Source organism: Rathayibacter sp. PhB186 (assembly GCF_003751825.1).
GTDB lineage: Bacteria > Actinomycetota > Actinomycetes > Actinomycetales > Microbacteriaceae > Rathayibacter > Rathayibacter festucae.
The window spans coordinates 492479-517540 of the sequence record NZ_RJKO01000001.1 but is presented as its reverse complement, the minus strand read 5'-3'; the positions used below and the strand labels follow the sequence as shown (position 1 = coordinate 517540).

Below are 25062 nucleotides of genomic sequence, written 5' to 3'. Positions count from 1 at the left end.
GAGCGGGAATTGCGACGACTCGGCTACGAGCGGTTCGGCGGACCGGACGTGCTGTCCTGGCGGGAGGCCCCGGTGCCGATGCCCGGACGCGGCGAGGTGCTGGTGCGCACGCGCGCCGCGAGCATCAACGCGACCGACGAGAAGATCCTCTCCGGCGCCGCCCGGATCATGGCGGTCGGCCGGAAGCGCCCCTACGGCTTCGGACTCGACATCGCCGGCACGGTCGAGGCGCTCGGCCCCGGCGACCACTCCGTCTCGATCGGCGACCGCGTCGTCGGCATGACCCGCGACGGCGACGCCTTCGCCGACGCGGCGATCGTCCGCGGCCGCTCGCTGGTCCCGCTGCCCGACGCCCTCGACGACGTGCAGGGGGTGACGCTGGCGATGTCCGGCGGCACCGCGATCGGCACGGTCGACGCCCTGCGGGTGCGGGCCGGCGAGCAGATCCTGGTGGGCGGCGGCTCCGGCGCGATCGGGAACCTCGTCGTGCAGCTGCTGCTCCGCGCGGGCTGCACCGTCGCCGCGACCGGCTCGGCCGCGTCCGCCGACACCCTGCGCGCGCTCGGCGCCGAGCCGCACGACTACCGCCTGCTCGACCTCGGCGTGCTCGGCGGCCGCTTCGACGCCGTGCTCGACGTCTCCGGGCACCTGCCGGCGAGGGACGCCGCGCTCCTCCTCGCCGACGGCGGCCGCTACGCCACCCTCGTGCCGAGCGGCCCGGACCTCGGCGCCCAGGCGGCGAGCCTCGTCCGGCGCGGCCGCCCGAAGGTGAGCAACCTGATCGTGACGGCGAGCGCCGAGCGCATCGGCCGGGCCGTCTCGCTGGCCGTCTCGGGCGAGCTCGTCCCCGCGGCCGGCGCCGTGCATCCGCTCGAGGACGTCATCGCCGTGCTCTCGCGGCGGGCGCAGGGCACCGACCGGACGATCGGCAAGATCGTCTTCACCGCCGACGACGCGGCTCCGCTGAGCTGACCGGACCCGAGCCGACCGGCTCGGCGGACTCGCCCTTCTCCTCGCGCGGCGCCGCGCCGCCGAGGGAGAGGGTCGCCGCGAAGCCGACGGCGAGGAAGCCCGCCGCGGCGAAGGCGGCGAAGCGCGTGCCGTCCGACAGCGCCTCCCCGGCCGCGCGGGCGACGTCCGCCGTGCCCGGGTCGGCCGCGAGTCCGGCGATGGCCGCTCCCGAGGAGTCGACGACGGCGTCCACCGTGCTGCTGACCTGCGCGGCCGGCAGCCCCTGCTCCTCCAGCGACGAGGTGAGCACGCCCGCGGTCGAGGTGTAGAGGATGGTGCCCAGCACCGCGATGCCGAGCGCCGAGCCGATCTGCCGGGCGGTCGACTGGGTGCCGGAGCCCTGGCCGCTGAGCTCGACGGGCACGTCGCGGAGGACCACTCCGGTCAGCTGCGCGGTGGCGAGGCCGACACCGAAGCCGTAGACGGCGAGGAAGGGCACGAGCGCCCACCACGGCGTCGTGTCGGAGACGACGGCGCCGATGCCGACGACGCCCACGATCTCGGCCGCGAGCCCCACCCGGACGATCAGCACGGCCGAGACGCGGTTGCCGAAGGCGCCCGCGAAGCCGGAGGCGACGAACGAGCCGAGCGCGAGGGCGATCAGCACGAGCCCGGTCTGCACGGCGGTGTAGCCGAGCACGTTCTGCAGCCAGATCGGCAGGGCGAGGATGATGCCGAACTCGCCGAGCGAGACGATCATCGCGGCGATGCTGCCGTTGCGGAACGAGGCCAGCCGGAAGAGCCTCAGCGAGAGCATCGCCGAGCGGCCCGCGCGCTCGCGGGCCCGGCCCCAGAGCACGAACGCGATCGTCGCGAGGACCGCGACGACGAAGGCGACCGGCACCGGCGAGGGCAGCCACCAGCCCAGGCTCCGGCCCTCGATCAGCCCGAAGACCAGGCCGGCCGAGGCGACGACCGAGAGCAGCGCGCCGACCAGGTCGACGCGGCCCGCGTCCGGCTGCTTCGACTCGTCGACGAAGAGCAGCGCGCCGACGACGATGACGATCCCGAGCGGGATGTTGATCCCGAACGCCCAGCGCCAGGAGAAGTCGGTGGTGAGCCAGCCGCCGAGCAGCGGGCCGACGGCGGTCATCCCGCCGATCGTCGAGCCCCAGACGGCGAACGCGATCGCCCGCTCCTTGCCGCGGAACGTCGCGTTGATCAGCGACAGCGTCGACGGCAGCACCATCGCGCCGCCCACGCCCTGCACGACCCGGGACAGGATCAGCAGGTCGCCGGTGGCCGCGAGCGAGGCGGCCACGGACGAGAGCGCGAACAGCGCGATGCCGACGACGAGCATCCGGCGCCGCCCCCAGCGGTCGGCGAGCGTGCCGAAGGCGAGCAGGAGCGCCGCGAAGACGAGCGTGTACGACTCCTGCACCCACTGCACCTGGGTCGAGGTGATGCCGAGGTCCGCGACGATCGACGGGATCGCCACGTTCACGATCGTCGAGTCGACGATGATCGTCGCGACGCCGAGGCTGATCACGATCAGTCCGATCCAGCGGCGCCGAGCTGCTGCGAGAGCCATGATGCCGTCCTCCTCCGCCCCGGAACCGGTCCGGAGCTCCATTAGTAAGCCAGCTGACTATATGCCTCGGCGGGCCGCTCGCGCCAGGGTGGCGCGTGGAGAGGGGTCCGGAACAGTACCGGCCCGTGCCCCGCCGAACAAGGGCGAGAACCGCTCAGGGGCGTTCGTCAGGATGGTCGCATGCCCGCATCTCCCCGTTCCTTCCCCTATCCCCTCGGCGTCTCCCTGCGCGGCGACGCCGGCGCGAACGTCGCCGTCTACTCCGAGACCGCGGACAGCGTCGAGGTCTGCCTCTTCGACTCCTCCGGAGCCGAGACCCGTGTCACCCTCACCGAGCGCACCGGACACGTCTTCCACGGCATCGTCCCCGAGATGACGGTCGGCACCCGCTACGGTCTGCGCGTCGACGGCCCCTGGGACCCCGCCAACGGCCTCCGCCACAACGCCGCGAAGCTCCTGCTCGACCCGCACGCCACCGCGATCGAGGGCGGCTACGACTGGAGCGAGGACGTCTTCGGCCAGTTCTACGAGGACGCCGACACCCGCAACGACGCCGACGACGCGGCCGCCGTGCCGCGCTGCGTCGTCACCGACCCCGACTCCTTCGACTGGACCGGCGACGAGGCCCCGCGCATCCCGCTGGACGAGACCGTCGTCTACGAGGTGCACGTGAAGGGCTTCACCCAGCTGCACCCGGACGTGCCCGAGAACGTCCGCGGCACCTACCGCGGCCTCGCGCACCCCGCGTCGATCAAGCACTTCACCGACCTCGGCGTGACCTCGGTCGAGCTGCTGCCGGTGCACCAGTTCGTGCAGGACTCGCACCTCGTCGAGAAGGGCCTGCGCAACTACTGGGGCTACAACTCGCTCGGCTTCTTCGCACCGCACAACGAGTACTCGCACGCCGGCGACGACGGCTCGCAGGTCGACGAGTTCAAGGCCATGGTCAAGGCGTTCCACGAGGCGGGCCTCGAGGTCATCCTCGACGTGGTCTACAACCACACCGCCGAGGGCAACGACAAGGGACCGACGCTGTCCTTCAAGGGCATCGACAACGGCTCGTACTACCGCCTCGTCGAGGACGACCGCGCCAACTACTTCGACACCACCGGCACCGGCAACAGCCTCAACGTCGCGCACCCCGCGGCGCTGGGCCTGATCATGGACTCGCTGCGCTACTGGGTGACCGAGATGCACGTCGACGGCTTCCGCTTCGACCTCGCCACCACGCTCACCCGCCAGACCGGCGAGGCCGAGGTGCACAGCGCCTTCCTCGACCTGATCGCGCAGGACCCGGTGCTCGCGCCCGTCAAGATGATCGCCGAGCCGTGGGACACCGCCGGCTACCAGGTGGGCGGCTTCCCCGCCGACTGGTCGGAGTGGAACGGGAAGTTCCGCGACGACGTGCGCGACTTCTGGCACGGCGCCGACTCGGTGCTCGGCACCACCGCGCAGCGGATCCTCGGCTCGCCGGACGTCTACGAGGCCGACAAGCGCTCCCCCGTCTCGAGCGTCAACTTCGTCACCGCGCACGACGGCTTCACCCTCGCCGACCTCACCGCCTACTCGCGCAAGCACAACGCGGCCAACGGCGAGGACAACAACGACGGCGAGAGCGACAACCGCTCCTCGAACAACGGCGCGGAGGGCGCGACCGACAACGGCGCCGTCAACGAGCGCCGGGCCCGGATGCGCCGCAACTTCCTCGCGACGCTGCTGCTCTCGGCCGGTGTCCCGATGATCCTCGGCGGCGACGAGATCGCGCGCACCCAGGGCGGCAACAACAACGCCTACTGCCAGGACGACGAGATCTCGTGGTTCGACTGGGAGAACGCGGACCTCAATCTGCTCGCCTTCACCCGCGAGCTGATCGCGCTGCGCAAGGCCGAGCCGGCCCTGCGGCCGAAGTGGTTCCGCCGCGCCCCCGGCGACGGTCCCGAGACCGTCGACATCCTGCGCTCGGACGCCGCCGGCTTCGCCGACGAGGACTGGGACAACCCGGACGCCCGCTCGATCACGTTCGTCTTCCGCTCCGAGGGCAGCGCCAGCTTCGCGCTGCTGCTGAACTCGGCGGAGAACGGCGTCGAGTTCACGGTGCCGGACGCACCCGGCGCCGAGTGGCAGCTGGCCGCCTCGAGCGACCCGGAGCAGGTCGTCGAGGGCGAGGTCACCACGCTGATCGTGCGCGACGCGTCCTTCACGCTGCTTCGCTCCGCCGCCTCCTGATGACCGGGCCGGGCCGGACCTCGCGGCGCCTGCGCTTCAGCGGGCGCATCGCGGGGTTCGGCACGGCCTCCGGCACCCGGATCGTGCTCGGGCTGTGGGAGAGCACGCCGTTCGGCGCGTTCGCCGACGCCATGGTCGAGCGGGCGGACGGGCACCGGCTCCTGATCGCGCCGACGGACGAGGTCGCGGAGTTCATCGGGTCGACCTACTCGTTCGACGAGGTGCGGCTCGCACCGGTCGCCTGGCACCGCGTCGCCGGCGGGATCGAGGCCACGGCCGGCCCGCTCTCGCTCGCGCTGCGCCTCGGCGGGCTCACTCTGCTGGGCCGCCTGCTGCGCATCGTGCCGCGGCCGCTCGCCGAGCACCCGGCCTGGCTGACCGCGATCTCCCCGGTCGCCTCCGTGCTGGTGCGGGGCGTCAGCACCGCCGGCTCGGCCGGCCACGGTCGGCGCGAGTACTACGGCGTCCGCGCGATCCGCTCGATCCTCGGGGTCACCGCCTCGCTCGACGGCGCGGACCTCGGCGCGCTCGGCCCGCTGTCGCCGCCGGTCCGCTTCGGCTTCTCGTCGGCACCGGCCACGCCGGCGATCGTCGACGTCACCACCACCATCACGCTGCCCCGGACCCCCGGTGCGGCACGAGAGAGAGGGAGCGCCTCATGAAGAAGGGCGACAAGATCAGCTGGAACACCTCGCAGGGCGAGACCCACGGCGAGCTGGTCGAGAAGAAGACGAAGGAGTTCCAGTTCGAGGGGCAGAAGTTCAACGCCTCGGACGACGAGCCCTACTGGATCGTGCAGAGCGACAAGACCGACGCGAAGGCCGCCCACAAGGAGTCCTCGCTCAAGAAGAAGTAGCGGCGCACACTGGGGAGCATGAGCGACGACGACGACGTGCGCCGACTGGCGCTCCTGCTCCCCGGCACCGAGGAGCGGACCGCCTACGGCACCCCGGCCTTCTACGCCGGCCCGAGGATGTTCGCCCGCCTGCACCAGCGGCCGGGTGTCCTGCTCGTCTGGCGGGCCGATCTCGGCGAGCGCGAGGCGCTGCTGCAGAGCGACCCGGAGACGTACTTCACGACGAGCCACTACGACGGGCATCCGAGCGTGCTCGTGCGGCTGGAGAAGATCGGCGCGGACGAGCTCGGCGAGCTGCTGCGCGAGGCGTGGGCCGCGAGGGCGCCGCGCCGGCTGCTCGACGGCGAGGGGTGAGTCTCAGGCGCCTCGGCGACGTGATCCTTGTGCGCCTCGGCGACGTGATCCTTATGCGCCTCGGCGCACCAGCTCGTGCACCCAGGCGAGCTTCTCGGCGATCGCGGGCGTGATGACGAAGGGGTAGAGGTCGTCCTTGCCCATCGAGCGGTTCACGCTGTTGAGGGCGAGCGAGAAGCCGTGCCAGCGGGCGAGGATCTCGGGCATCTCCAGGCCGGAGACCCGCTCCGCTCCGGTCGCCTGCACGCCGCCGACGAGCGACTCGGGGAGGCGGCCCCAGGGCCCCGCGACGGTCAGGCCGACCGTGGCGGTCGTCTCCAGCGCGTCGGCGATGTGCAGGTAGTGCGCGAAGGTCTCGGCGAAGTCCTCCCACGGGTGCGTCGTCGCGTACTGCGAGATGTGGTCGCGGGCCCAGTCCTCGGTCGATGCGCCGCCGTAGTGCGCGTCGAGCGCGGCGCCGTAGTCGGCCCGCTCGTCGCCGAACAGCGCTCGGAACGCGGGCAGGAGCGACGTGCCGTCGACGAGCAGCTGCCAGTAGTAATGGCCGATCTCGTGCCGGAAGTGACCGAGCATCGTCCGGTAAGGCTCGCCGAGGCGGGCCTTCAGCGCCTCGCGGTGCGCGTCGTTCCCCTCGGCGAGATCGACGGTGATCACGCCGTCGGCATGCCCGGTCGTCACGGAGCCCTGCGCGGAGGAGAGCAGCTCGAAGGACAGCCGCCGACCGCGGTGCACCGGCAGGTCGAGGTGCCGCAGCTGGCGCAGCAGCCGCCGCTTGGCGAACTCGGCGACCGTCAGCTGGCTCAGCGTCGCCGAGTCGTACACCGGCGGCCGGGCGCTCGTCAGCGCGCAGGAGGCGCAGGCGCCGCCGGTGCCCTCCGCCGCGAGCCAGGTGCAGTCGATCGTGCCGCGGTACACGCAGAGCGCGCGCCCTTCGGCCTCGACGAGCTCGTCCGCGTCGACGTCGTACGCGAGCGCCGTGCCGCAGCGCAGGCACCGCGCGTCCTCGAACTCCACCCGCGCCTCGCAGTGCGGACAGCCGAAGACGCGCATGACGGGCGAGTTTACCCGCCTTCAGGCCCGACGAGCCTCGAGTTCTCGCCTGCGCCGGCGCCGGCCATGTCGGCGAGGACATCGGCGACGATGAGCCGGATCCCCGAGAACGCCTCCGCCGATGAGTCCGCTGCCCAGGAGAGCGAGGGGAACTCCGCCACGGTGCCGAGGAACTGCTCGTCCTCCTGCGACCACTGGACCCGATAGGTGCAGCGCTCCGCGTCGGTCATGGTCGCCCCCCTTCCCCTTCTCGGTCGCCGCGAGCACCTGCTCGACGTGACCGGACGAGTATCACGGGCGATCTCAGCGAGGCAGTGATCGTGCGCCAGGCCACGTCACCGCGAACGGCGTCTCTCCAGACCTCGCCTGCGTGGAGACGGTGGGCCGGGCGCAGGACGCGCTCCTCACCGAACGGGGAGCGACCCGAGCCGAGGATGCTAGACCGCCGAGCGGTACGGTTGTGTCATGGACGTCAAGCAGGCCGCTGAGCGCCTCGGGGTGACTCCGCGCCGCGTGGTGGCGCTGATCGCCGCCGGCCGGATCGAGGCGACGAAGGTCGGCCGCCGCTGGGAGGTCACGGAGGTGCCCGGCGCACGTTCGCGCCGTCCGCTCTCCGTCAGGTCGCGGCAGTCACTGGCGCACGCCCTGCACGAGCGGACCCTGTCGGGCCTCGAGGGGCAGGAGCGCGCCAGGACCGCCGCGCGCATCCGCCGGCTCCGCGCGTCGCAGGACCCCGCAGGGTTGCTGGCGGACTGGTGGGGCGGAGAGGTGGAGTCCGGGCTCGTCGACTTCGGCACCAATCTCGTGCAGCACGCGCTCCACGGTGATCCCGACTACGTGCGGGAGGCTCTGCACCGACCGCGACGCGAGTACCTGCGACACCTGGAAGACCTGGCGGATACCGTGAGCTCGGAGCGACGCATCATGGGACTCTCCATCGACGACCTCGCGCGAACCGCGGACGTGGAGGTCTCCGACGTCCGACGCCTCGAACGCGGGCTGCCTGTGTCGCGGCCCTCGACCACGCGACGTGTACTGGACGCCCTGGGCGTCGAGCCGACCGCACTTCCCGACCTGGTGCTGCGATGACGGAACGACTCGAAGCGTGGCTCGAAGGCAGACATGCCGGGCGGTTCACCCGAGACGCCGACGGCACGATCGGCTTCACCTACTCCGACGACGCACCGTCGACGCCGATCTCCCTGTCGCTGCCGCGCGAGGGCACGACGACGCGCACGGCGGCGGCGAGGTTCCTCGACAACCTGCTGCCCGACCAGGAGCACACGCGACGCCGGATGGCACAGGCGTACGGGGTCGCGAGCACGGGGACGTTCGAGCTCCTGCGCACGGTCGGCGGTGACGTCGCCGGCGGCCTGGTGCTCCTCCCGGACGGCGAGGCACCGTCGACGGGACCGGCGCAGCTGAATCCCGCTCTCGATCGGGACGTGGCCGATCGCATCAACAGCATCAAGCTCGATCCGGACGCCTGGGTGCCGAGACAGACTCCCGCGCGCTTCTCCCTGGCGGGAACGCAGGGGAAGTTCGCCCTGGCTCGAGTGGACCGGAACTGGTACTGGTCGAACGCCGCCGTGCCGTCGACCCATATCGTCAAGCCCGCGCGCCCGGAGCACCTCGGTCTCGAGGCGGCGGAAGCGGCCGCGCTGACGCTGGCTGCGGACGTCGGCCTCCATGCTCCCCGGGCGGCTGTCCTGCACACGAAGGATCAGACGGCCTTCGTCGTGGAGCGCTTCGACCGGATTCTCGACGATGAGAGCGTCTTCGCGCGACGGATTCATGCCGAGGATCTCGCTCAGGCGCTGGGCATCGACGTTGCACGGAAGTACTCCGTGACGGCCGCGCAGATCGTGGAGAAGCTCCGGTCGGTCGACGCGACCGGCGGGGTGGTGCGCGCCTTCCTCCGGCAGCTGGCCTTCAACATCCTCATCGGCAACGCTGACGCGCACGCCAAGAACTACTCCGTCCTTCTCCGCCCCGACACCGTCCTCCTGGCCCCGATCTACGACACGGTTCCGACCGGCCTGTTCCCGGCGTTCGATCAGGAGCTGGCGATGCGCATCGCCGGCGCGCGATTCCCGCAGGCGGTGACGCAGAACCACTGGCGGAAGCTCGCGAGGAGCACGGGGATCGACGAGGAGGAGGTCGTCACTCTCGTGGAAGAGATGGCGCGCGGCGTCGCGGCGAGGAACGACACCGCGTGGACGACTCTCGACGACGATCAGGCGACGCTTCTGAAAGAGACCGTGGAGCGCAACGTCGCCGTCGCGCTGGCACGGCCCCGCCGGGCGACTGAGACCTAGGCGATGCGGATCAGCTTCTTGTTGACGAACTCCTCGAGGGCGCTGCGGCCCATCTCTCGGCCGGTGCCCGAGCGCTTGACGCCGCCGAAGGGGAGCTCGGCCGCGTCGCCCAGAACGAGGTTGATCCAGACCATGCCGGCGTCGATGCGGTCGGCCAGGCGGAGGGCCTGCTCCGAGTCGGTCGTGTAGAGGTAGGAGCCCAGGCCGTACGGGGTGTCGTTGGCGAGCGCGATCGCCTCGTCCTCGTCGTGCACGCGGTAGAGCGCGGCGACGGGGCCGAAGAACTCCTCGCGGTAGGCGTTCATCTCGGGGGTGACGTCCTCGAGGACGGCCGGCGGGAAGAAGTTGCCGGTGACCTCGCCGCTGGCGCGCACGGTCGCGCCCTGCTCGCGGGCGACGGCGAGTTGCTGCTCGAGGCGCTCGGTCGCGGCGGCGGAGGAGAGCGGGCCGAGCAGGGTCCCCTCGGCGAAGGGATCCGCGGGGCGGGCGGCGGTGAAGGCCGCGGTGAACTTCTCCGCGAACGTGTCGTAGAGCGCGTCGATGACGATGAAGCGCTTGGCGGCGTTGCAGGACTGGCCGTTGTTGTCGAGGCGGGCGGCGACCGCGTCCTCGACGGCCTTGTCGAGGTCGTCGGTGGAGAGCAGCACGAACGGGTCGGAGCCGCCCAGCTCGAGCACGACCTTCTTGAGGTTGCGGCCGGCGATCTCGGCGACGGCCGCTCCCGCGCGCTCGGAGCCGGTGACGGAGACGCCCTGCACCCGCGGGTCGGCGATGACGGTCGCCGCCTGGTCGTTGCTCGCGTAGAGGTTGACGTAGACGCCGGCGGGGGCGCCGAGCTCCTCGGCGGCCGTGCGGAAGATGTCGGCGATCGCGGCGGCCGACTCCGGGCACTGCGGCGCGTGCTTGAGCAGGATCGTGTTGCCGTTCACCACGTTCGGGCCGGCGAAGCGGGCGACCTGGTAGTAGGGGAAGTTCCAGGGCATGATGCCCAGCAGCACGCCCAGGCCCGAGCGGCGGACGAACGCCGAGCCGGTGCCGTCGGCCAGCGCGATCGGCTCGTCCTTCAGGAACTCCTCGCCGTTCTCCGCGTAGTAGCGGTAGATGTCGGCCGCGAAGCCGACCTCGCCCTGCGCCTGGTCGAGCGGCTTGCCCATCTCGCGGACGATGATCTCGGCGAGGGCGTCGGCGCGCTCGACGTGCAGGTCCGCGACGCGGGCGATCAGCGCGGCGCGGGTGGCGACGGGCACGGTGCGCGACCAGGTGGAGTACGCGTCGTGGGCCGAGGCGATCGCGTCGGCGAGCTCGGCGTCGGTGATGCCGGGGTACTCGCTCAGCGTCTCGCCCGAGGCCGGGTCGATGACGGCGTAGCTGCTGCTGCTCATGCGGGGAGTGCTCCTTCACGGTCGCGGGCCGGCGCGGTCGCGTCGGCGGTGTCGTGCTGTGTCTCGGCGTCAGCGGAGTCCTCGTCGAGGATCTCCTGCGCCAGGCGCCGGCCGACGCGGATCGCGCCGTCGACGTGCTGGTAGCCCTCGGCCGCGAGGTCGCTCGAACCGAAGCGGAGCGGGCCCACCGGCTCGAGCTGCAGCGCGCCGTAGCGGGTCAGTCCGCCGAGGTCGAAGCTCGCGGCGTACGCGCCCTGCGTCCACTCCTCCGCCGCCCAGTCGCTCTCGTAGTAGACGACGGGGTCGAGCGCGGCCGGGCCGTAGTAGGCGGCGAGCGAGTCGAGGATCGCGGCCTTCCGCTCGGCCTCGGGCAGCGCGAGCACGCGGTCGGCCTTCTCATCCGAGACGAAGCCGACGAGGGTGCCGCGCTCCTCCCCCGCGTTGGAGTTGTCGTAGGCCTCGTGCACGAGGGCGTGCGGGCTGAACGCGGTGCCGGAGAGGCCGTCGGCGCGCCAGAACGGGGTCGCGTAGGTCGCGTGGACCTTGATCACGAGGCCGAGGGACTGGTGCTGGAGCGCCTGCTGGCGGAGCCGGGGCAGCGGCGGGTCGAAGGTGATCCGGTTGACGAGGTTCGGCGGCACGGCGACGATCGCGCGGCGGGCCCGCACGGTGACGCCGTCGGCGCGGACGGTCACGCCGTCGTCGCCGTACTCGACGGAGCGGACCGGCCGGCCGAGCAGCACGCGCTCGGCGCCCACGCGCTCGGCGAGCCGCTCCGGGACCTGCTGCAGGCCGCCGAGGACGCGCTTGTCGAGGATGAAGTCGGCGTCGACGAGGTTGCCGAAGCTGCCCGCACTCGCCGCCATCAGCAGCGCCTGCAGCAGCGAGAAGGAGTGCGCGGGCTTGGTGAGCATGGCGTCGGCGATGAAGAGCGCGATGTTCGCGCGGGCCTCGGCGTCGTCGCTCTGCGCCTCCAGCCAGGCGCTGAAGCTGATCCGGTCGTAGTCGTGCGCCCGCGGGTGCGACCACGGCGCGGACGGGTCGGTCTCGGCGACGAGGCCGTCGAGGATCCCGATCAGGCGCTCGATCTCGGCCTCGGTGTCCGCGCCGCCGGGGAAGATGTCGCCGGTGAAGCGCCGGGCTCCGCCGTCGGCGCCGATGTAGACACTCTCGCCCTCGCGGTAGCGGGAGTAGGTGTCCAGGCCCAGCTCGTCGAGCGTCTCGAGCAGGGCGGTCTGATCCGGCGAGACCCACTGGCCGCCGAGCTCGAACATCTGGCCGTCGACCACGCGGGTCTCGAGGCGGCCGCCGACGCGCTCGCGCGCCTCGAGGACGACGACGCGGCGGCCCTGCTCCTGCAACCGGAGGGCGGCGGTCAGGCCGGTGGCGCCGGCGCCGATCACGACCACGTCGCAGTCGAGATCGGATTCGAGGGCGGTCGCGCTGGACTCCACCACGCTGTGCATGACAACTCTTTCCGTCGGTGATCCCCGCTTTCGACGAGGGATTGCGAACAATTCTGGCACAGCAACGGTGGAGAAGGGCAGTGCGGGACGTGACGGATCGGTGTTTCCCGCGATACATAGGCGTGCTATGTTTAAGCACGTGCTCGAACCCTCCGCCCCTGTCCGCCTCGCCTCCGCCGCCACCGCGCTCGCGCGGTACGCCGGCCGCTCCAGCGGCGCCACCGGGCTCGGCGCGCAGTCCGGTGCCGTCTGGTCGACGCTCGCCGAGCTGCGCACCGCCTCCCCGATCCGCCTCGGCGAGCTCGCCGAGCGCGTCCGGGTCACCCAGCCGACGATGACCGGCATCATCGCGCGCCTCGACGAGGCCGGCTGGATCCGCCGCGTGCACGACGAGAGCGACGGTCGCGCCTGGCTGATCGAGGGCACAAAGGCGGGAGCCGCGGCGCTCACCGAGCACCGCCTCCGCCTCGACACCGCCCTCGCCCCGCTGTTCGACGACCTCGACGACGACGACCGCCGCGCCCTCGAGCGCGCCGCGGCCCTCGTCGAGGAGCGTGTCCTGCGCGTCGCCGGCAGCCCCGCCAACTGACTCCCCTTCCCCGCACGACCCCTCCCCCGAAAGGCCCCTCCGTGTCCACTCCCCACTCCCCCGCCGCGGGCGGCTCGATCCTCCGGCAGCCGCTCGCCGTCTGGGCCGTCGCCTTCGCCGCCGTCATCGCCTTCATGGGCATCGGCCTCGTCGACCCGATCCTCCCGGCCATCGCCGAGAGCCTCGAGGCGACGCCGACCGAGACCTCGCTGCTGTTCACCAGCTACCTCGTGATCACCGGCGTCGTGATGTTCTTCACCAGCTGGCTCTCCAGCCGCATCGGCGCGAAGAAGACGCTGATGATCGGCCTGGTGCTGATCGTCGTCTTCGCCGCGCTCGCCGGCACGGCCGGCAGCGTCGAGGGCGTCATCGGCTTCCGCGCCGGCTGGGGCTTCGGCAACGCGCTCTTCATCTCGACCGCGCTCTCGACGATCGTCGGCGCGGCCAGCGGAGGCTCCTCCGCGGCGATCGTGCTCTACGAGGCCGCGCTCGGCGTCGGCATCGCGATCGGCCCACTGCTCGGCGGCCTGCTCGGGTCTGTCTCCTGGCGCGGACCGTTCTTCGGCACGGCCGTGCTGATGGCCGTCGGCTTCATCGCCATCGCGACCCTGCTGCGCGAGGACGGCCCGCGGCCGACCCCGACGCCGCTCTCCGCGCCGTTCAAGGCGCTGGCCGTGCCCGCGATCCGCACCCTCGCCGGTGCCGCACTGTTCTACAACATCGGCTTCTTCGTGCTTCTGGCCTACACGCCGTACCCGCTCGGACTCGACGAGATGGGGCTCGGCTTCACCTTCTTCGGCTGGGGCCTCGGCGTCGCGATCACCTCGGTCTTCGTCGCTCCGCTGCTGACCGCGCGGCTGCCGCGCACCGTCGTGCTCCGCTCGGTGCTGGTGCTGCTCGCGCTCGACCTCGTCGCCGGCGGCCTGCTGATCTCCTCGCGGGTCGGCCTGATCGTCTGCATCATCGTCGGCGGCCTGCTGCTGGGCGTCGTCAACACCGTGCTGACCGAGTGCGTGATGGAGGCGACCGACCTGCCGCGCTCCGTCGCCTCGTCCTCCTACTCGGGCGTCCGCTTCCTCGGCGGCGCGATCGCCCCGCCGGCCGCCTCGGCGCTGGCCGCGGCGATCTCGCCGGCCTTCCCGATGTACGCGGCGGCGGGCGCGGTGCTGATCGCCTCGCTGATCGTGTTCCTCGGGCGGCGGACGCTGGCGCGCGCGGACGCGCACGGGGCGGAGAGCGCCGCCGTCGAGGCGCAGTCGATCGCGGTGGGCGAGAGCCTCTGAGCGCGTCGGTCTCGATACGCCCCTCCGGGGCTACTCGACCAGCATGAAGCGTCCGTCCGGCGCCATCCATGCTGATCGAGTAGCCCGCGCAGCGGGCGTATCGAGATCCACCACCGTCCGAGCCTGAGCCGTCTGCGGGTGGGTCTCGATACGCCCCTCCGGGGCTACTCGACCAGCATGCAGCGACGGCCCCTGCATGCCGATCCGCCGGGCCGTGCAGCCCCGTTCATGCTGATCGAGTAGCCCGCGCAGCGGGCGTATCGAGATCCACCGTCGTCCAGGCCTGAGCCGTCAGGGCGCGACCTCGAACATCCGGGGGCGCAGGGGCGCCGTGCGCGGGTCCGCGGCGCAGGCCGCGAGGGCGGCGGCCAGGACACCGGCGGCCGGGCGCGCCTCGCGGACGTACACGTCGACGCCCGCCGGGGTGAACGGCGTGCGGGCGAAGCGGGTCAGCGCCCAGCCGGCCTCCTCGTCGGCGGCGACGAACGACCAGCGGCTGCGGGCCAGCAGCGTCAGCGGCTCGACACCCCGCCAGCGGAAGCCGTCGGGATCCGCCGGATCGGGGGCGTCGATCCCGACCACGTAGCGCGTCGAGCGGCGGCCGCGCCAGCTGACCACGTCGCCGACCTCGCCGCCGGGCAGGGGCGCGTAGGTGATCGCCACCCCCTCGCGCCCCCGCCAGAGCGGCAGGCTCGAGCCGCGCACGAACCAGGTGCCGGTCGCCAGCGCAGCGCGGTCGATCGCGGGAGCGTCGATCACGGCAGCGCGTGCTTCACGTTGGAGCGGGCCAGCGCGATCGCCTCGCCCGCGCCGCCGTTCATCACCATCTTCGACATCGCCAGCGCGAAGCCCTTCACCTGGGCACCGGTGACCGTCGGCGGCAGCGACAGCGCGAGCGGATCGGTGACCACGTCCACGAGCACGGGCCCCGGGTCGGCGAGCGCCTCGCGCAGCGCGGACTCCACCTCGCGCGGGTCCTCGACCCGGATCCCGCGGATGCCGACCGCCGTCGCGACCTGCGCGTAGTCGACCATCGGCACGTCCACCGCGAAGTCCGGGAAGCCGTCGACGAGCATCTCCACCTTCACCAGCCCGAGCGTCGAGTTGTTAAAGACGACGATGGTCACCGGTAGCTTGTAGGCCGCGACCGTCACCAGCTCGCCCATCAGCATCGAGAGCCCGCCGTCGCCGCTCAGCGAGACGACTTGGCGGCCGGGCTGCGCGAGCTGGGCGCCCACGGCCTGCGGCAGCGCGTTCGCCATCGAGCCGTGCGAGTACGAGCCGAGCAGTCGACGGCGTCCGTTCGGCGTGACGTAGCGCGCCTGCCAGACGTTGCCCATGCCGGTGTCGGCGGTCACGATCGCGTCGTCGGCGAGCAGTGCGTCCAGCGTCGAGGCGACCAGCTCGGGGTGGATCGGCTGCTTGGTGGCGACCTCGGTGTACTTGCCGACCACTCCCGTGACGAGCTTCTCGTGCTTCTTCAGGAGCTTGTCGAGGAAGCGGTGGTCCTTGCGCTTCACCAGCGGCGTCAGCGCGTCGAGGGTCGCCGCGACGTCGCCGTGCACGGGATGCGCGACGCTCACCCGGCGGCCGAGCTTGGAGGCGTCGCTGTCGACCTGCGCGATGACGACCTTCGACGCGTCCGGCAGGAACTGCTCGTAGGGGAAGTCGGTGCCGAGGAGGATCAGGAGGTCGGCGTCGTGCATGCCCGCGTGGGCGGCGCCGTAGCCGAGCAGCCCGGTCATGCCGACGTCGTAGGGGTTGTCGTACTGGATCCACTCCTTGCCGCGCAGGCTGTGCCCGATCGGTGCTCCGACGAGCTCGGCGAACGCGACGACCTCATCGTGCGCGCCCCGCACGCCCGCGCCGGCGAAGATCGCGACCGTCTTCGCCTCGTCGATCGCCTGCGCGAGCGCGCGGACGTCGGCCGCGGCGGGCACCAGGGCCGGCCGCTCCGGCAGCACGAAGGACGGGAAGTCGCCCTCCGCGTCGAACTCGGCGACGTCGCCCGGGAGGGTGACCACGGCCACGCCGCGGAGGGCGACGGCACTGCGCATCGCCGCGTTGACGACCCGCGGGGCCTGCGCCGCGGTGGAGACCAGCTCGCGGTAGTGCGAGCACTCGACGAAGAGGCGGTCGGGGTGCGTCTCCTGGAAGTAGCCGGAGCCGATCTCGCCGCTCGGGATGTGGCTCGCGATGGCGAGCACGGGCGCACCCGAGCGGTGCGCGTCGTACAGGCCGTTGATCAGGTGCAGGTTGCCGGGGCCGCAGCTCCCGGCGCAGACCGCCAGCTTCCCGGTGATCTGCGCCTCCGCGCCGGCCGCGAAAGCGGCGGCCTCCTCGTTGCGGACGTGGATCCAGTCGATCCCGCCCTTCGCCGAGCCGCCGCTGCGGCGCACCGCGTCGACGATCGGATTGAGCGAGTCCCCGACGATCCCGTAGATCCGGGCGACCCCGGCGTCGATGAGCTGGGCGATGAGCTGGTCTGCGACGGTCTTCTGAGCCATGCCCCCATTCGACTCCACCCGGCTGGACTTCGCCTGCCCCTCGCGGGGCCTTGCCGGGCGGCGACGATCGGAGTAGCGGGCCGCACCGCACAGGGGGGTGCCCCGGCGGGCCCCGCCGCCCCTACCCTGGAGCCGACCCCGTCACCGCCGTCTGGAGCCTCCGATGAACCGCCGCCGTTCCGCCCTCGTCCTCGCCGCCGCCGCGGCCCTCGCCCTCGGCCTCACCGGCTGCTCGGGGATCAACAGCATGATGGGCGGCGAGACCCGCGACGACACCTCCGGCGAGATCGTCGACGGCGGCACGACCGACGTCTTCCAGCTCCGCGTCGGCGACTGCCTGAACGACGAGCTGAGCGAGACCGCGACCGAGGTCACCGACGTCCCGACCGTGCCGTGCTCCGACGCGCACAGCTACGAGGTCTTCCAGAACATCACGATGGCCGACGCGGACGAGTACCCCGGCGAGACGGCGACCACCGAGCAGGCCGACTCCGAGTGCCAGGCCGCGTTCGAGGGCTTCGTCGGCCTCAGCTACGAGGAGTCGCAGTACGACTTCAGCTACTACTACCCGACCCAGGAGAGCTGGGACGGCGGCGACCGCGTCATCAACTGCCTGATCACCGACCCCGCGGGCCCCAGCACCGGCACCCTCTCGGGCGCCGCCGCCTGACCCTCTGACCCACCCCGCGAGATGCCACTTGTGCACGCTTTTCACGGCGTGTCGCGCTCATAAGTGGCATCTCGCGGCGGGGATCAGCTCTCGCGCGTGGCCGCGGGGCGGGGGAAGAGGGTCAGGAGCAGGCCCGAGGCTATCCAGACGGCGGCGATGCCGAGGATGAGCCAGCCGGCGTCGAGAGAGGACGCGGCTCCGGCCAGGGCGGCGCCGACCGCGGCGGCGGCGGCGCGCAGGCCCGCGCCGATGGTGAAGACCTGGGAGCGGACGGCGGCCGGGCTCTCCTGATCGCGCAGCAGGAGCATCGCGGCGTTCGCGGGCGCGGTGAAGACTCCGGCGACGGCGAACGCGACGAGGGCCACGACGATCCCGAAGTCGGGCGCGGCGGCGAGCAGGGCGACGCCGGTCGCCGCGAAGCCCGCGCCCATCACCCAGGCCGGCGGGCGGTGCGTCCAGCGCCGCACGGCGACCGCGATCGCGCCGAGCAGCCCGCCGACGGCGAACGCGGTGAGCAGCCCGGCCGCCGCCGCGGTGCTGCCCACCCGCTCGAGCGACAGGCCGATCGCCGCGACGCCGGCCGCGCCGCCGCCGATCTGGCTGATCGTCCCGGAGAGGGTGACGATCGCGATCGGCCGGTGCCGCACGAGGTGGGTGACACCGGCCGCGATGGTGCGCCGGACGCCGACGGTGGGGGTGGGCCGCGCCTCCATCCGCAGGGCGAGCGAGCCGAGGACGCCGACGAGCGCGAGGGCGGCCATCGCGAGCATCGCGAAGCGAGCCGACGCGACGGCGATCACCAGCCCGGCGATCGCGGGGCCGCCGATCGAGGCGACGGTGTAGGACAGCGAGTCCTGGGCGTAGGCCCGGCGCGGGTCGGCGATCGCGCTGGTCACGAAGCTCGACATCCCGCCCATGTAGACCGGAGTGGCGAGTCCCGCGATCACCAGGAGCAGCGCGATCAGCACTGTCGGCACGTCGCCGAGGAAGGACGCGAGCGCGAACGAGGCGGCGGTGGCGAGCGCCGCGCCGACCAGCAGCCGCCGCGGCGCGCGCACCCGGTCGAGCACGGTGCCGACGAGCGGAGCGGCGATCACGCTCGGGAACAGGGCGGCGCCGGTCAGCAGCCCGCCGAGCGCGACGTCGTCGAGGCGCTCGACGGCGAGGACGGGCAGGGCGACGACCATCCCCGCGCTCGCGAGGCGCAGGGGGATCGAGGCGGTCAGGTAGGTGGCGGCGCTCATGCGGTTCGGGAGGACATCGCCTCCCATTTTTCCACGCTCTCGAGGACCCGCTCCCCGGCCGCGGCGATCAGGGCAGCAGGATCACCTTGCCGTCGAGCGTCCGCGACTCGGCGAGCTCCATCGCCGCCACGATCTCCGTGAGCGGGAAGCGCGCCGCGATGTTGGCGGTGAGCGAGCCGTCCGCGAGCAGCGCGAGCACGCGGCCCAGGTCCTCCTCGAGCCGCGCGCGGAACCGGGCGGGCCGGAGCGAGTGCCCGGACCAGAGGTCGTAGAAGACGGCGCGCTTCCCGTTCGGCGCCAGCTGGTACGCCTGCACCCGGGCGAGCTGCTTCAGGAACGGCGGCCAGATGCTGCCGGTGCTCGCGCTGACGATCGCATAGGCGACGAGGGTGCCGCCGGGGGCGAGCAGCGACCAGGCCAGGCGGGTGGTCTCCCCGCCGATGTTGTCGAAGACGGCGTTCACGCCGCCCGGTGCGAGCTCGCGGACGCGGGCGGCGAGCTCCGGGTCGGCGTAGTCGACCGGCTCGACGCCCGCCGCGCGGAGGGCGTCGTGGTGCCGCGGCGAGGCGGCGCCGATCACCCGGATGCCCTCGAGCGAGGCCAGCCGGTGCACGAGGCCGCCGACGCCGCCGTTCGCTCCGAACAGGAGGATCGTGTCGCCGCGGGAGAGCCGGGCCGAGCGGTGCAGCATCTGCCAGGCCGTCACTCCGTTCACCACCACGGCCTCGGCGTCCTCGGGCGCGACGCCCTCGGGGACGAGGACGCAGTCGCGCGCGGCGACCCGGGCGTGGCCGGTCCAGCCGCCGGTCTTGGTCAGGGCGGCGACTCGGCGGCCCTCGAGGGACGCGTCGCCGCCGGGCCCGACGGCGAGCACCCGGCCGACGAGGTCATAGCCGGGCGTGAAGGGGAAGGGCGGCTGGGCGAAGTAGCGGCCGCGGCGCATGGACTGCTCGGCGAAGGAGATGCCGGTGGCCTCGACGGCGACGAGCAGCTCGCCGGCCGCGGGCGACTCGACCGGAGCCTGCTCGAGGAGCAGTCCGGACGGCTCGACGAGCCCGGGGAGGACGACGCGGGTGGTGGTGAGCGGGAGGGCGGTGGTCATGGGGGGCTCCTTGGGGGTGGGGGGTGGGTGTGAGTGACTGGACAGTCACTTCTATGGAGATGGAGAAGTCGGTCATGCGGTGTCGGGCCCCCATGCTGATCGAGTAGCCCGCGCCGCGGGCGTATCGAGATCCACCAGCGCCAGAGGCCGAGTCTGCAGGTCCGCCCTGCTGGGGACGGTGGGTCTCGATACGCCCCTGCGGGGCTACTCGACCAGCATGGGTCGACCAACACGCGTCGACCAGCAGGTGGCGGCTCGCCGACGCTCAGTCGTGGTGCCGGATGCCCGCGGAGACGATGCGCGCCCACTCGGAGTCGACACCGCCGAGGTCGGTCTGCACGATCAGGTGGCAGAGCTGGCCGTAGGCGACGAAGCGCTGCACGGCCGGGCCGTCGGCGCCGGAGACGACGCTCACCGTGCGGACGACCGTCGAGATGCCGCGGCGCACCGCCTCGCGGATCTCGGGCACCCCGCTCGCGCTCTGCGCCTGCGACTGCAGCATGATCAGGTCGCGGTCGGCGATCAGGTCGATGTAGGCGAGGGTCATCGCCTCCAGCCGGTCGGCCGGGTCCGACGAGACCGAGGCCTCCCCCGCCGCGGCGAGCGTCGACGCCACCAGCTCGTAGCAGCGGTCGACCGCGGCGACGAAGACGCCGAGCTTGCCGGGGAAGAGCCGGAAGACGTAGGCGGGCGAGACCCCCGCCTCCGACGCGACCTCGGTGATCGGGGTCGCGGAGTAGCCGGTGCGGGCGAAGACGTGCACGGCGGCCGCAGTGATCCGCTCGCGCTGGGCCTCTGCGGTGGAGCGGGGGGTCGTGGTCGGCATGTGACTGATCAAACACTTACAACGGCGCGATGTCAAGAGGCGACCGGTGCGGGTCCCGGATCAGGACCGCTTCCGCCGCCCCTTCAGTGCGAGCTGCAGCGCCGCGAGGAGCAGCAGCGCGGCGAACAGCACGCCCGAGATCCGCGCGGGCAGGAGGAACGACAGCGCGACGCCGGCGAAGGAGAACCCCGTCGCGCAGAGCCCGACCACGAGCCCGGCCCGGACGTCGAGCAGTCCGCGGCGCGCGTTCGCGATCGAGCCGCTGATCGCCGTCGGGATCATCGCGGCGAGCGAGGTGCCCTTGGCGAGCAGATCGGCGAGGCCGAAGGCGCCGACGAGAACGGGCACGGCGATCGCGCCGCCGCCGATCCCGAAGAGCCCCGAGGCCACTCCCATCGCCAGGCCCAGCCCGCCGAAGCCGGGCCAGACGCCCCAGCCCTCCGCGACGTCGCCGGTCTCGTTCGAGCCGAACACCGCCATCCGCACGGCCGCCGCGACCAGCAGGGCGACGAACAGCCAGCGGAGCACGCTGAGCGGAAGCCTCGCGAGCAGCCAGGAGCCGAGGATCGCGCCGATCATCGCGGCCGCGGCGATCACCGCGGCGGGGACCCAGGCGACCTGACCGCCCAGCGCGTAGCCGAAGGCACCGGCCACCGCGGTCGGCGCGATCGCGAGCAGCGAGGTCGCGGACGCTCGGCGCTGGTCCATCCCGGCCCAGGCGATCAGCATCGGCACCATCACGATGCCGCCGCCGACGCCGAACGCGCCCGAGAGCACCCCGCCGATCGCGCCGATCAGCGCCAGCACGAGCATCGCCCTCGCGCGGAGGGCCTTCGGGCGGGTCGCCGGTGCGCTCGCCGCCGTCTCCGGGGCGGCCTGCGCGCTCGTCTCGTCCGTCACCCGCTCAGCCTGCCACCTGCGCCGTCGCACGGCGGAAACATGCGGTGCGTACCCTTCGTGATGCGTCGCCGGTGGGGGCCGGGCGATCGACGCGAGGAGGGGGCACCGTGCGTGCGACGCCGATCCGGGCCGCGTCCTGGCCGGCTGCCCTGGCGGTCCGCGCGGTCTTCGAGCGCGAGGCGCGGCGGACGGCCGCGGCGATGCTGCCGTTCGCTCCGGAGGGGATCCAGCGGGTCGCCGAGCCGATCCCGGCGCGTCCGGACGCTCCGGCCACGACGGCCGACGTCCTCCGCTCCGCGGGCGCCGGCTCGCGCCCGACCGTGGTCTGGATCCACGGCGGCGGCTGGGTCTCCGGCCACCGGCGCGACGTGGACCCCTACCTGCGTCTGCTCGCCGAGGCCGGCTACACCGTCGTCTCGCTCGACTACAGCCGCGGGCCCGAGGCGGTGCACCCGACCGCGCCGCGGCAGCTCCTCGCCGCACTCGAGCACCTGCGCCGCAGCGCCGGCCGCCTCGGGATCGCCCGGGACCGCCTCGTCCTGGCCGGCGACTCCGCGGGCGCGCAGCTCGCGAGTCAGCTCGCCACCGCGATCACGAACCCCTCCTACGCCCGCGCGGCCGGGCTCACGACGACCCTGCCCGTCGACGCCGTGCGGGCGGTGATCCTGCACTGCGGAGTCTTCGACCTCGCCGCCCTCGCCCGCGCCACCGGTCTCGCCGGCCGCGGGCTGCGCGCCGCCCTCTGGGCGTACACCGGCCGACGGGCCTGGTGGACCTCCGACGCCGCCCGGTGGATGTCGACGATCGAGCACGTCACGCCGCGGTTCCCGCCGACGTTCCTCAGCGGCGGCAACGCCGACCCGCTCACCGCGCAGCAGTCGCGCCCGTTCGCGGCGCAGCTGCGCTCGCTCGGCGTCCCGGTCACGGCGCTGCTCTGGGGCGACGGGCACGAGAGCGAGCTCGGCCACGAGTACCAGTTCCACCTCGAGCTGCCGGAGGCGCGCGAGGCGCTGGAGCGGACCCTCGCGTTCCTGGCGCAGCAGACGGCGCGATGAGGCCCGCCTCCCTCCCGACCCTGGCAGTCCCCTGGGCAGCCGGGACTCCACCGTGACGTTCACCGTGCACGCTCCGTCCTACCTCTGAACCGCCCGATCGACCGACCGGGCACCGAGACGAAAGAGGAGATCATGGCCGAGAGCACCGCGAACACCACGACGACGAACGGGACCGGACGCACGGTCATCGACGACGGCGTCATCGCGAAGGTGGCCGGCATCGCGGCCCGCGAGGTGCCCGGCGTGCACGCCCTCGGCAACGGCGCCGCCCGCGCCCTCGGCGCCATCCGCGGCGCGCTCGGCAACGACGACCGCGCCCAGGGCGTCAAGGTCGAGGTCGGCGAGCGCCAGGTCGCCGCCGACGTCACGATCGTCGCCGAGTACCCGGCCGCGCTGCAGGACGTGGCGGAGGGCGTGCGCTCCGCCGTCGGCCGTGCGATCCGCGAGATCGTCGGCATGGACGTCGCCGAGATCAACGTCACCGTGCAGGACGTCCACATCCCCGAGGACGACGCCCCCGAGGCCGAGCCGCGCGTCGCCTGATCACCCCGCACCACCCCTGACGCCCCGCGGTCGATCCGGCCGCGGGGCGTCTCGGTGCGTCCGGCCCCGGAGCCGGCAGCGCCCCCTCACCCGCCCCACCCGCCCCCCGACCGCGTCCCCCGCGCGGCACCGAACCCCTGGAGATGCGCATGGAGAACAACTGCGCCCGACCCCTCGACGTCGACGACGCCGTCGCGCTCATCGGAGTCCTCACCACCCTCGAGGTGCTCACCTCCGCCGGCCGCCTCGGCACCCCCGAGCTCGACTCCCTCCGGCACAGCCTCGCGCAGGGTGGCGCGGTCCTCCCCGGTGCCGACGAGTCCGAGATCGCCGCCGCCCTCGCGGCCCTGAACGCGCGACTTCGCGACAGCATCTCCTAGCCGCCGACATCGGCTCTCCGCAAGAGCGTGTTTGTGACAGGCTTGTCATCGCGCGCCACTGCGCGACGATGAAGGAGCAGCCATGAGCGTCGGACACTACGTGCTCTCGACCACCGGGCCGTTCGCGGACGAGACCGAGATCCTCGGCGTCTACTCCACCGAGTCCTGGGCACGCGAAGCCGCCGCCAGCTGGCTCGACGCCCTCGACCTCGAGGCCTTCCCGCAGTGCGTGATCGAGAACTGGAACGGGTCGCACCTGCTCCACCGCGAGGTCCTCGGCGGCCTCGGCCTCGACGACGACGGCTCGGCCGCCGGCACCGTCGAGGGCTGACCCTCCGGCGCTCGAGGCCCAGCGCTCACGATCCGGTGCTCGCCGCCCAGTGCGACGGGCGCTCGAAGTCCGGCGGCAGCGCGGTCCGCGCGTCGCCGCGAGTGCTGCTGACCTGCGCCTGCGTGAGGTAGATGGCCGTCGAGAGATCGGCCCCCGCCACGTCGGCGTCCCGCAGATCGGCGCCGAGGACGTCGCAGCCGCGGAGATCCGCGCCCCGGAGGTCCGCGGCGATCAGCATGGAGCCGCGCAGGTCGGCACCCCGCAGATCGGCGCCCGCGAGGGCGGCCGCCACGAGGTCGGCGCCGGGCTGCAGGCGCAGCCGGCCGTGCCGCCGCCGCCGTGGGCCGTCGTGCCGCGCGGCCGCGCTCGCCGCGATCAGCAGCGGTCGGGCGGCGCCGTACTCCGCGTCGACGTCGGCGGCGAGGATCGCGTCGGCGTCGGCGAGTGTCAGGGCGTGCACCGCGTCGAAGCGGACGCGCACCGCGTCCCGCAGGGCGGCGTCGACCTCGCGCAGGCCGAGGGCGACGTCGAGGTACCAGAGCAGCTCGTGCAGGCGGCGCATCAGCGGGAAGACCGCGAACATCCGCGCGCGCACCTCCGCGTCGCTGCGCCAGGAGACGCCGCCGAACGTCTGCATCGACACCTTCTGGCCGGCGCCGAAGCAGTCGAAGACGGTGCAGCCGGCGAAGCCCTCGGGGCGCAGCCGCCGGTGGATCGTGCAGGCGTCCTCGGTGTCGAGGTTCGTGCACGGCTCGCCGGCCGGCTTGTCGACGGGGAAGTCGGCGGAGCGGGTGAACGCGAGGGCCACGCAGCAGAGGCCGAAGCAGTTCGCGCAGTCGGCGCCGAGGTCCTCCCGGCGGCCGAGCTCGACGCGGGTGCGGGTGCCGGTCACGATCGCCGGCCCCTCAGTGCGACAGGGCGAGCACGCCGACGACGGCGGCTCCCAGTCCGACGAGGCCGAGCAGGCCGATGATGCTCTGCCCGACGCCGAGGCCGGCCCGGACGACCGCGATCAGGGCGATGCCGGCGAGGGTCGCGACGTACACGCCGACGCCGATCCGCAGCGCGACCACGTCGTCGATCCAGCCGAGCGCCGAGGCGATCAGCACCAGGACGGGGAGCGAGGCGGAGGCGAGGGCGCCGCCGGCGATCCGGAGCATGACGCGAGCTTCGGCCGCGGTCGGGGTCGCGGCGTGGGCGACCTGGTGGGCGATGACGTCGGCGACGAAGCCGGCGGCCGAGATGCCGACGATCGCGATGACGAGGCTGCGGAGGGCGTGCGCGGAGTCGGCCTGCTCGTCGACGGCGTAGATCATCACGACGGCGAGCCCGGTGAAGGCGGCGTAGACCCGCTCCTTGAGCGCCTTGGCGACGACGTCGAGGGACCCGCCCTCCGCCGCGGCGCGCCGACCGGACGGCCCTCCCCCGCGCACGGCGC

At 73.0% G+C, this 25062-nt stretch carries 27 protein-coding genes and 1 pseudogene; 15 read left to right on the top strand and 13 right to left on the bottom strand.

Going from position 1 to position 25062, the window contains the following annotated elements:
- Window positions 1-9: 9 nt before the first annotated feature.
- On the top strand, window positions 10-972 hold the full coding sequence (locus EDF45_RS02355) for an NADP-dependent oxidoreductase (protein ID WP_123734833.1): 963 nt from the start codon (window positions 10-12) through the stop codon (window positions 970-972).
- Here EDF45_RS02355 and EDF45_RS02350 read toward each other — a convergent pair.
- A complete protein-coding gene (locus EDF45_RS02350) occupies window positions 941-2542 on the bottom strand; it encodes a DHA2 family efflux MFS transporter permease subunit (RefSeq protein ID WP_123735549.1) in 1602 nt (533 codons plus the stop codon). The genes EDF45_RS02355 and EDF45_RS02350 overlap by 32 nt on opposite strands.
- Window positions 2543-2722: 180 nt before the next feature.
- Between EDF45_RS02350 and glgX the strand changes: the two genes are divergently transcribed.
- The 4 genes from glgX to EDF45_RS02330 are packed head-to-tail and all read left to right on the top strand — an operon-like array spanning window position 2723 to window position 5978.
- Window positions 2723-4768, top strand: a complete 2046-nt coding sequence (glgX, locus tag EDF45_RS02345; RefSeq protein ID WP_123734832.1) for a glycogen debranching protein GlgX — start codon at window positions 2723-2725, stop codon at window positions 4766-4768.
- Window positions 4768-5430, top strand: a complete 663-nt coding sequence (locus EDF45_RS02340) for a hypothetical protein (RefSeq protein WP_123734831.1) — start codon at window positions 4768-4770, stop codon at window positions 5428-5430. Before glgX ends, EDF45_RS02340 begins: the two co-directional genes overlap by 1 nt.
- On the top strand, window positions 5427-5624 hold the full coding sequence (locus tag EDF45_RS02335) for a DUF2945 domain-containing protein (RefSeq protein WP_123701627.1): 198 nt from the start codon (window positions 5427-5429) through the stop codon (window positions 5622-5624). Before EDF45_RS02340 ends, EDF45_RS02335 begins: the two co-directional genes overlap by 4 nt.
- A gap of 18 nt (window positions 5625-5642) precedes the next feature.
- Complete coding sequence (locus EDF45_RS02330) at window positions 5643-5978, top strand: MmcQ/YjbR family DNA-binding protein (protein ID WP_123734830.1); 336 nt, start codon at window positions 5643-5645, stop codon at window positions 5976-5978.
- A gap of 51 nt (window positions 5979-6029) precedes the next feature.
- Here EDF45_RS02330 and EDF45_RS02325 read toward each other — a convergent pair whose 3' ends face one another.
- Complete coding sequence (locus EDF45_RS02325) at window positions 6030-7028, bottom strand: putative zinc-binding metallopeptidase (protein WP_123734829.1); 999 nt, start codon at window positions 7026-7028, stop codon at window positions 6030-6032.
- Window positions 7029-7039: 11 nt separating this feature from the next.
- Window positions 7040-7258, bottom strand: a complete 219-nt coding sequence (locus tag EDF45_RS02320) for a hypothetical protein (RefSeq protein WP_123701621.1) — start codon at window positions 7256-7258, stop codon at window positions 7040-7042.
- 235 nt (window positions 7259-7493) lie between these two features.
- On the opposite strand from EDF45_RS02320, the gene EDF45_RS02315 reads away from it, so the two are divergent.
- The 3 genes and pseudogenes from EDF45_RS02315 (at window position 7494) to EDF45_RS02310 (ending at window position 9346) form a co-directional block, all read left to right on the top strand.
- Window positions 7494-8117: an excisionase family DNA-binding protein gene (locus EDF45_RS02315; protein WP_123734828.1), complete on the top strand. Its 624-nt coding sequence runs from the start codon at window positions 7494-7496 to the stop codon at window positions 8115-8117.
- Window positions 8114-8395: pseudogene (locus EDF45_RS21935) on the top strand (HipA N-terminal domain-containing protein); the annotation flags it as partial. The gene EDF45_RS02315 and the pseudogene EDF45_RS21935, both read left to right, overlap by 4 nt.
- Before the next feature lie 78 nt (window positions 8396-8473).
- Window positions 8474-9346 (top strand): HipA domain-containing protein, encoded by an 873-nt coding sequence (locus EDF45_RS02310; protein WP_260311739.1) that lies wholly within the window; start codon window positions 8474-8476, stop codon window positions 9344-9346.
- Here the strand turns inward: EDF45_RS02310 and EDF45_RS02305 are convergent.
- Window positions 9343-10728 (bottom strand): NAD-dependent succinate-semialdehyde dehydrogenase, encoded by a 1386-nt coding sequence (locus EDF45_RS02305; protein ID WP_123734826.1) that lies wholly within the window; start codon window positions 10726-10728, stop codon window positions 9343-9345. The two genes, EDF45_RS02310 and EDF45_RS02305, sit on opposite strands and share 4 nt — an antisense overlap.
- Entirely contained in the window at window positions 10725-12194 is a 1470-nt protein-coding gene (locus tag EDF45_RS02300; RefSeq protein ID WP_123734825.1) for an NAD(P)/FAD-dependent oxidoreductase, read from the bottom strand. The genes EDF45_RS02305 and EDF45_RS02300 overlap by 4 nt, the downstream gene beginning before the upstream one ends.
- A gap of 127 nt (window positions 12195-12321) precedes the next feature.
- On the opposite strand from EDF45_RS02300, the gene EDF45_RS02295 reads away from it, so the two are divergent.
- Both EDF45_RS02295 and EDF45_RS02290 read left to right on the top strand, forming a co-directional pair.
- Window positions 12322-12783, top strand: coding sequence for a MarR family transcriptional regulator (locus EDF45_RS02295; protein ID WP_123734824.1), 462 nt, complete (start codon window positions 12322-12324; stop codon window positions 12781-12783).
- A gap of 41 nt (window positions 12784-12824) precedes the next feature.
- The gene (locus tag EDF45_RS02290; protein WP_123444789.1) at window positions 12825-14066 is read left to right on the top strand and encodes an MFS transporter; all 1242 of its coding nucleotides are present in this window, start codon (window positions 12825-12827) and stop codon (window positions 14064-14066) included.
- A 291-nt stretch (window positions 14067-14357) separates the two neighbouring features.
- Here EDF45_RS02290 and EDF45_RS02285 read toward each other — a convergent pair whose 3' ends face one another.
- The gene (locus EDF45_RS02285) at window positions 14358-14825 is read right to left on the bottom strand and encodes a hypothetical protein (protein ID WP_123734823.1); all 468 of its coding nucleotides are present in this window, start codon (window positions 14823-14825) and stop codon (window positions 14358-14360) included.
- The gene (locus EDF45_RS02280; protein WP_123734822.1) at window positions 14822-16573 is read right to left on the bottom strand and encodes a pyruvate dehydrogenase; all 1752 of its coding nucleotides are present in this window, start codon (window positions 16571-16573) and stop codon (window positions 14822-14824) included. The genes EDF45_RS02285 and EDF45_RS02280 overlap by 4 nt, the downstream gene beginning before the upstream one ends.
- A gap of 163 nt (window positions 16574-16736) precedes the next feature.
- On the opposite strand from EDF45_RS02280, the gene EDF45_RS02275 reads away from it, so the two are divergent.
- The gene (locus tag EDF45_RS02275) at window positions 16737-17243 is read left to right on the top strand and encodes a septum formation family protein (RefSeq protein ID WP_123444786.1); all 507 of its coding nucleotides are present in this window, start codon (window positions 16737-16739) and stop codon (window positions 17241-17243) included.
- A gap of 83 nt (window positions 17244-17326) precedes the next feature.
- On the opposite strand, the gene EDF45_RS21140 is transcribed toward EDF45_RS02275, so the two are convergent.
- From EDF45_RS21140 to EDF45_RS02255, 4 genes are all read right to left on the bottom strand, one after another.
- Window positions 17327-18514, bottom strand: a complete 1188-nt coding sequence (locus EDF45_RS21140; protein WP_185020066.1) for an MFS transporter — start codon at window positions 18512-18514, stop codon at window positions 17327-17329.
- 40 nt (window positions 18515-18554) lie between these two features.
- Window positions 18555-19589 carry a medium chain dehydrogenase/reductase family protein gene (locus EDF45_RS02265; protein WP_123734821.1) on the bottom strand — a complete coding sequence of 345 codons (1035 nt, stop codon included), beginning with the start codon at window positions 19587-19589 and terminating at the stop codon, window positions 18555-18557.
- Window positions 19590-19854: 265 nt separating this feature from the next.
- On the bottom strand, window positions 19855-20415 hold the full coding sequence (locus EDF45_RS02260) for a TetR/AcrR family transcriptional regulator (RefSeq protein ID WP_123734820.1): 561 nt from the start codon (window positions 20413-20415) through the stop codon (window positions 19855-19857).
- 60 nt (window positions 20416-20475) lie between these two features.
- Window positions 20476-21315, bottom strand: a complete 840-nt coding sequence (locus tag EDF45_RS02255) for a sulfite exporter TauE/SafE family protein (protein ID WP_123734819.1) — start codon at window positions 21313-21315, stop codon at window positions 20476-20478.
- 107 nt (window positions 21316-21422) lie between these two features.
- On the opposite strand from EDF45_RS02255, the gene EDF45_RS02250 reads away from it, so the two are divergent.
- The 4 genes from EDF45_RS02250 to EDF45_RS02235 all read left to right on the top strand — a co-directional run bounded on the left by EDF45_RS02250 (window position 21423) and on the right by EDF45_RS02235 (window position 23624).
- The gene (locus EDF45_RS02250; protein WP_123701600.1) at window positions 21423-22370 is read left to right on the top strand and encodes an alpha/beta hydrolase; all 948 of its coding nucleotides are present in this window, start codon (window positions 21423-21425) and stop codon (window positions 22368-22370) included.
- 132 nt (window positions 22371-22502) lie between these two features.
- Complete coding sequence (locus EDF45_RS02245; protein ID WP_123734818.1) at window positions 22503-22913, top strand: Asp23/Gls24 family envelope stress response protein; 411 nt, start codon at window positions 22503-22505, stop codon at window positions 22911-22913.
- A gap of 149 nt (window positions 22914-23062) precedes the next feature.
- Entirely contained in the window at window positions 23063-23293 is a 231-nt protein-coding gene (locus EDF45_RS02240; protein ID WP_123444779.1) for a hypothetical protein, read from the top strand.
- A gap of 82 nt (window positions 23294-23375) precedes the next feature.
- A complete protein-coding gene (locus EDF45_RS02235; protein ID WP_123444778.1) occupies window positions 23376-23624 on the top strand; it encodes a hypothetical protein in 249 nt (82 codons plus the stop codon).
- 25 nt (window positions 23625-23649) lie between these two features.
- Here EDF45_RS02235 and EDF45_RS02230 read toward each other — a convergent pair whose 3' ends face one another.
- Together EDF45_RS02230 and EDF45_RS02225 are read right to left on the bottom strand one after the other, a co-directional pair.
- Window positions 23650-24516: a pentapeptide repeat-containing protein gene (locus tag EDF45_RS02230; RefSeq protein WP_123734817.1), complete on the bottom strand. Its 867-nt coding sequence runs from the start codon at window positions 24514-24516 to the stop codon at window positions 23650-23652.
- A gap of 13 nt (window positions 24517-24529) precedes the next feature.
- Window positions 24530-25057, bottom strand: a complete 528-nt coding sequence (locus EDF45_RS02225; protein WP_123734816.1) for a hypothetical protein — start codon at window positions 25055-25057, stop codon at window positions 24530-24532.
- Window positions 25058-25062: the final 5 nt, after the last annotated feature.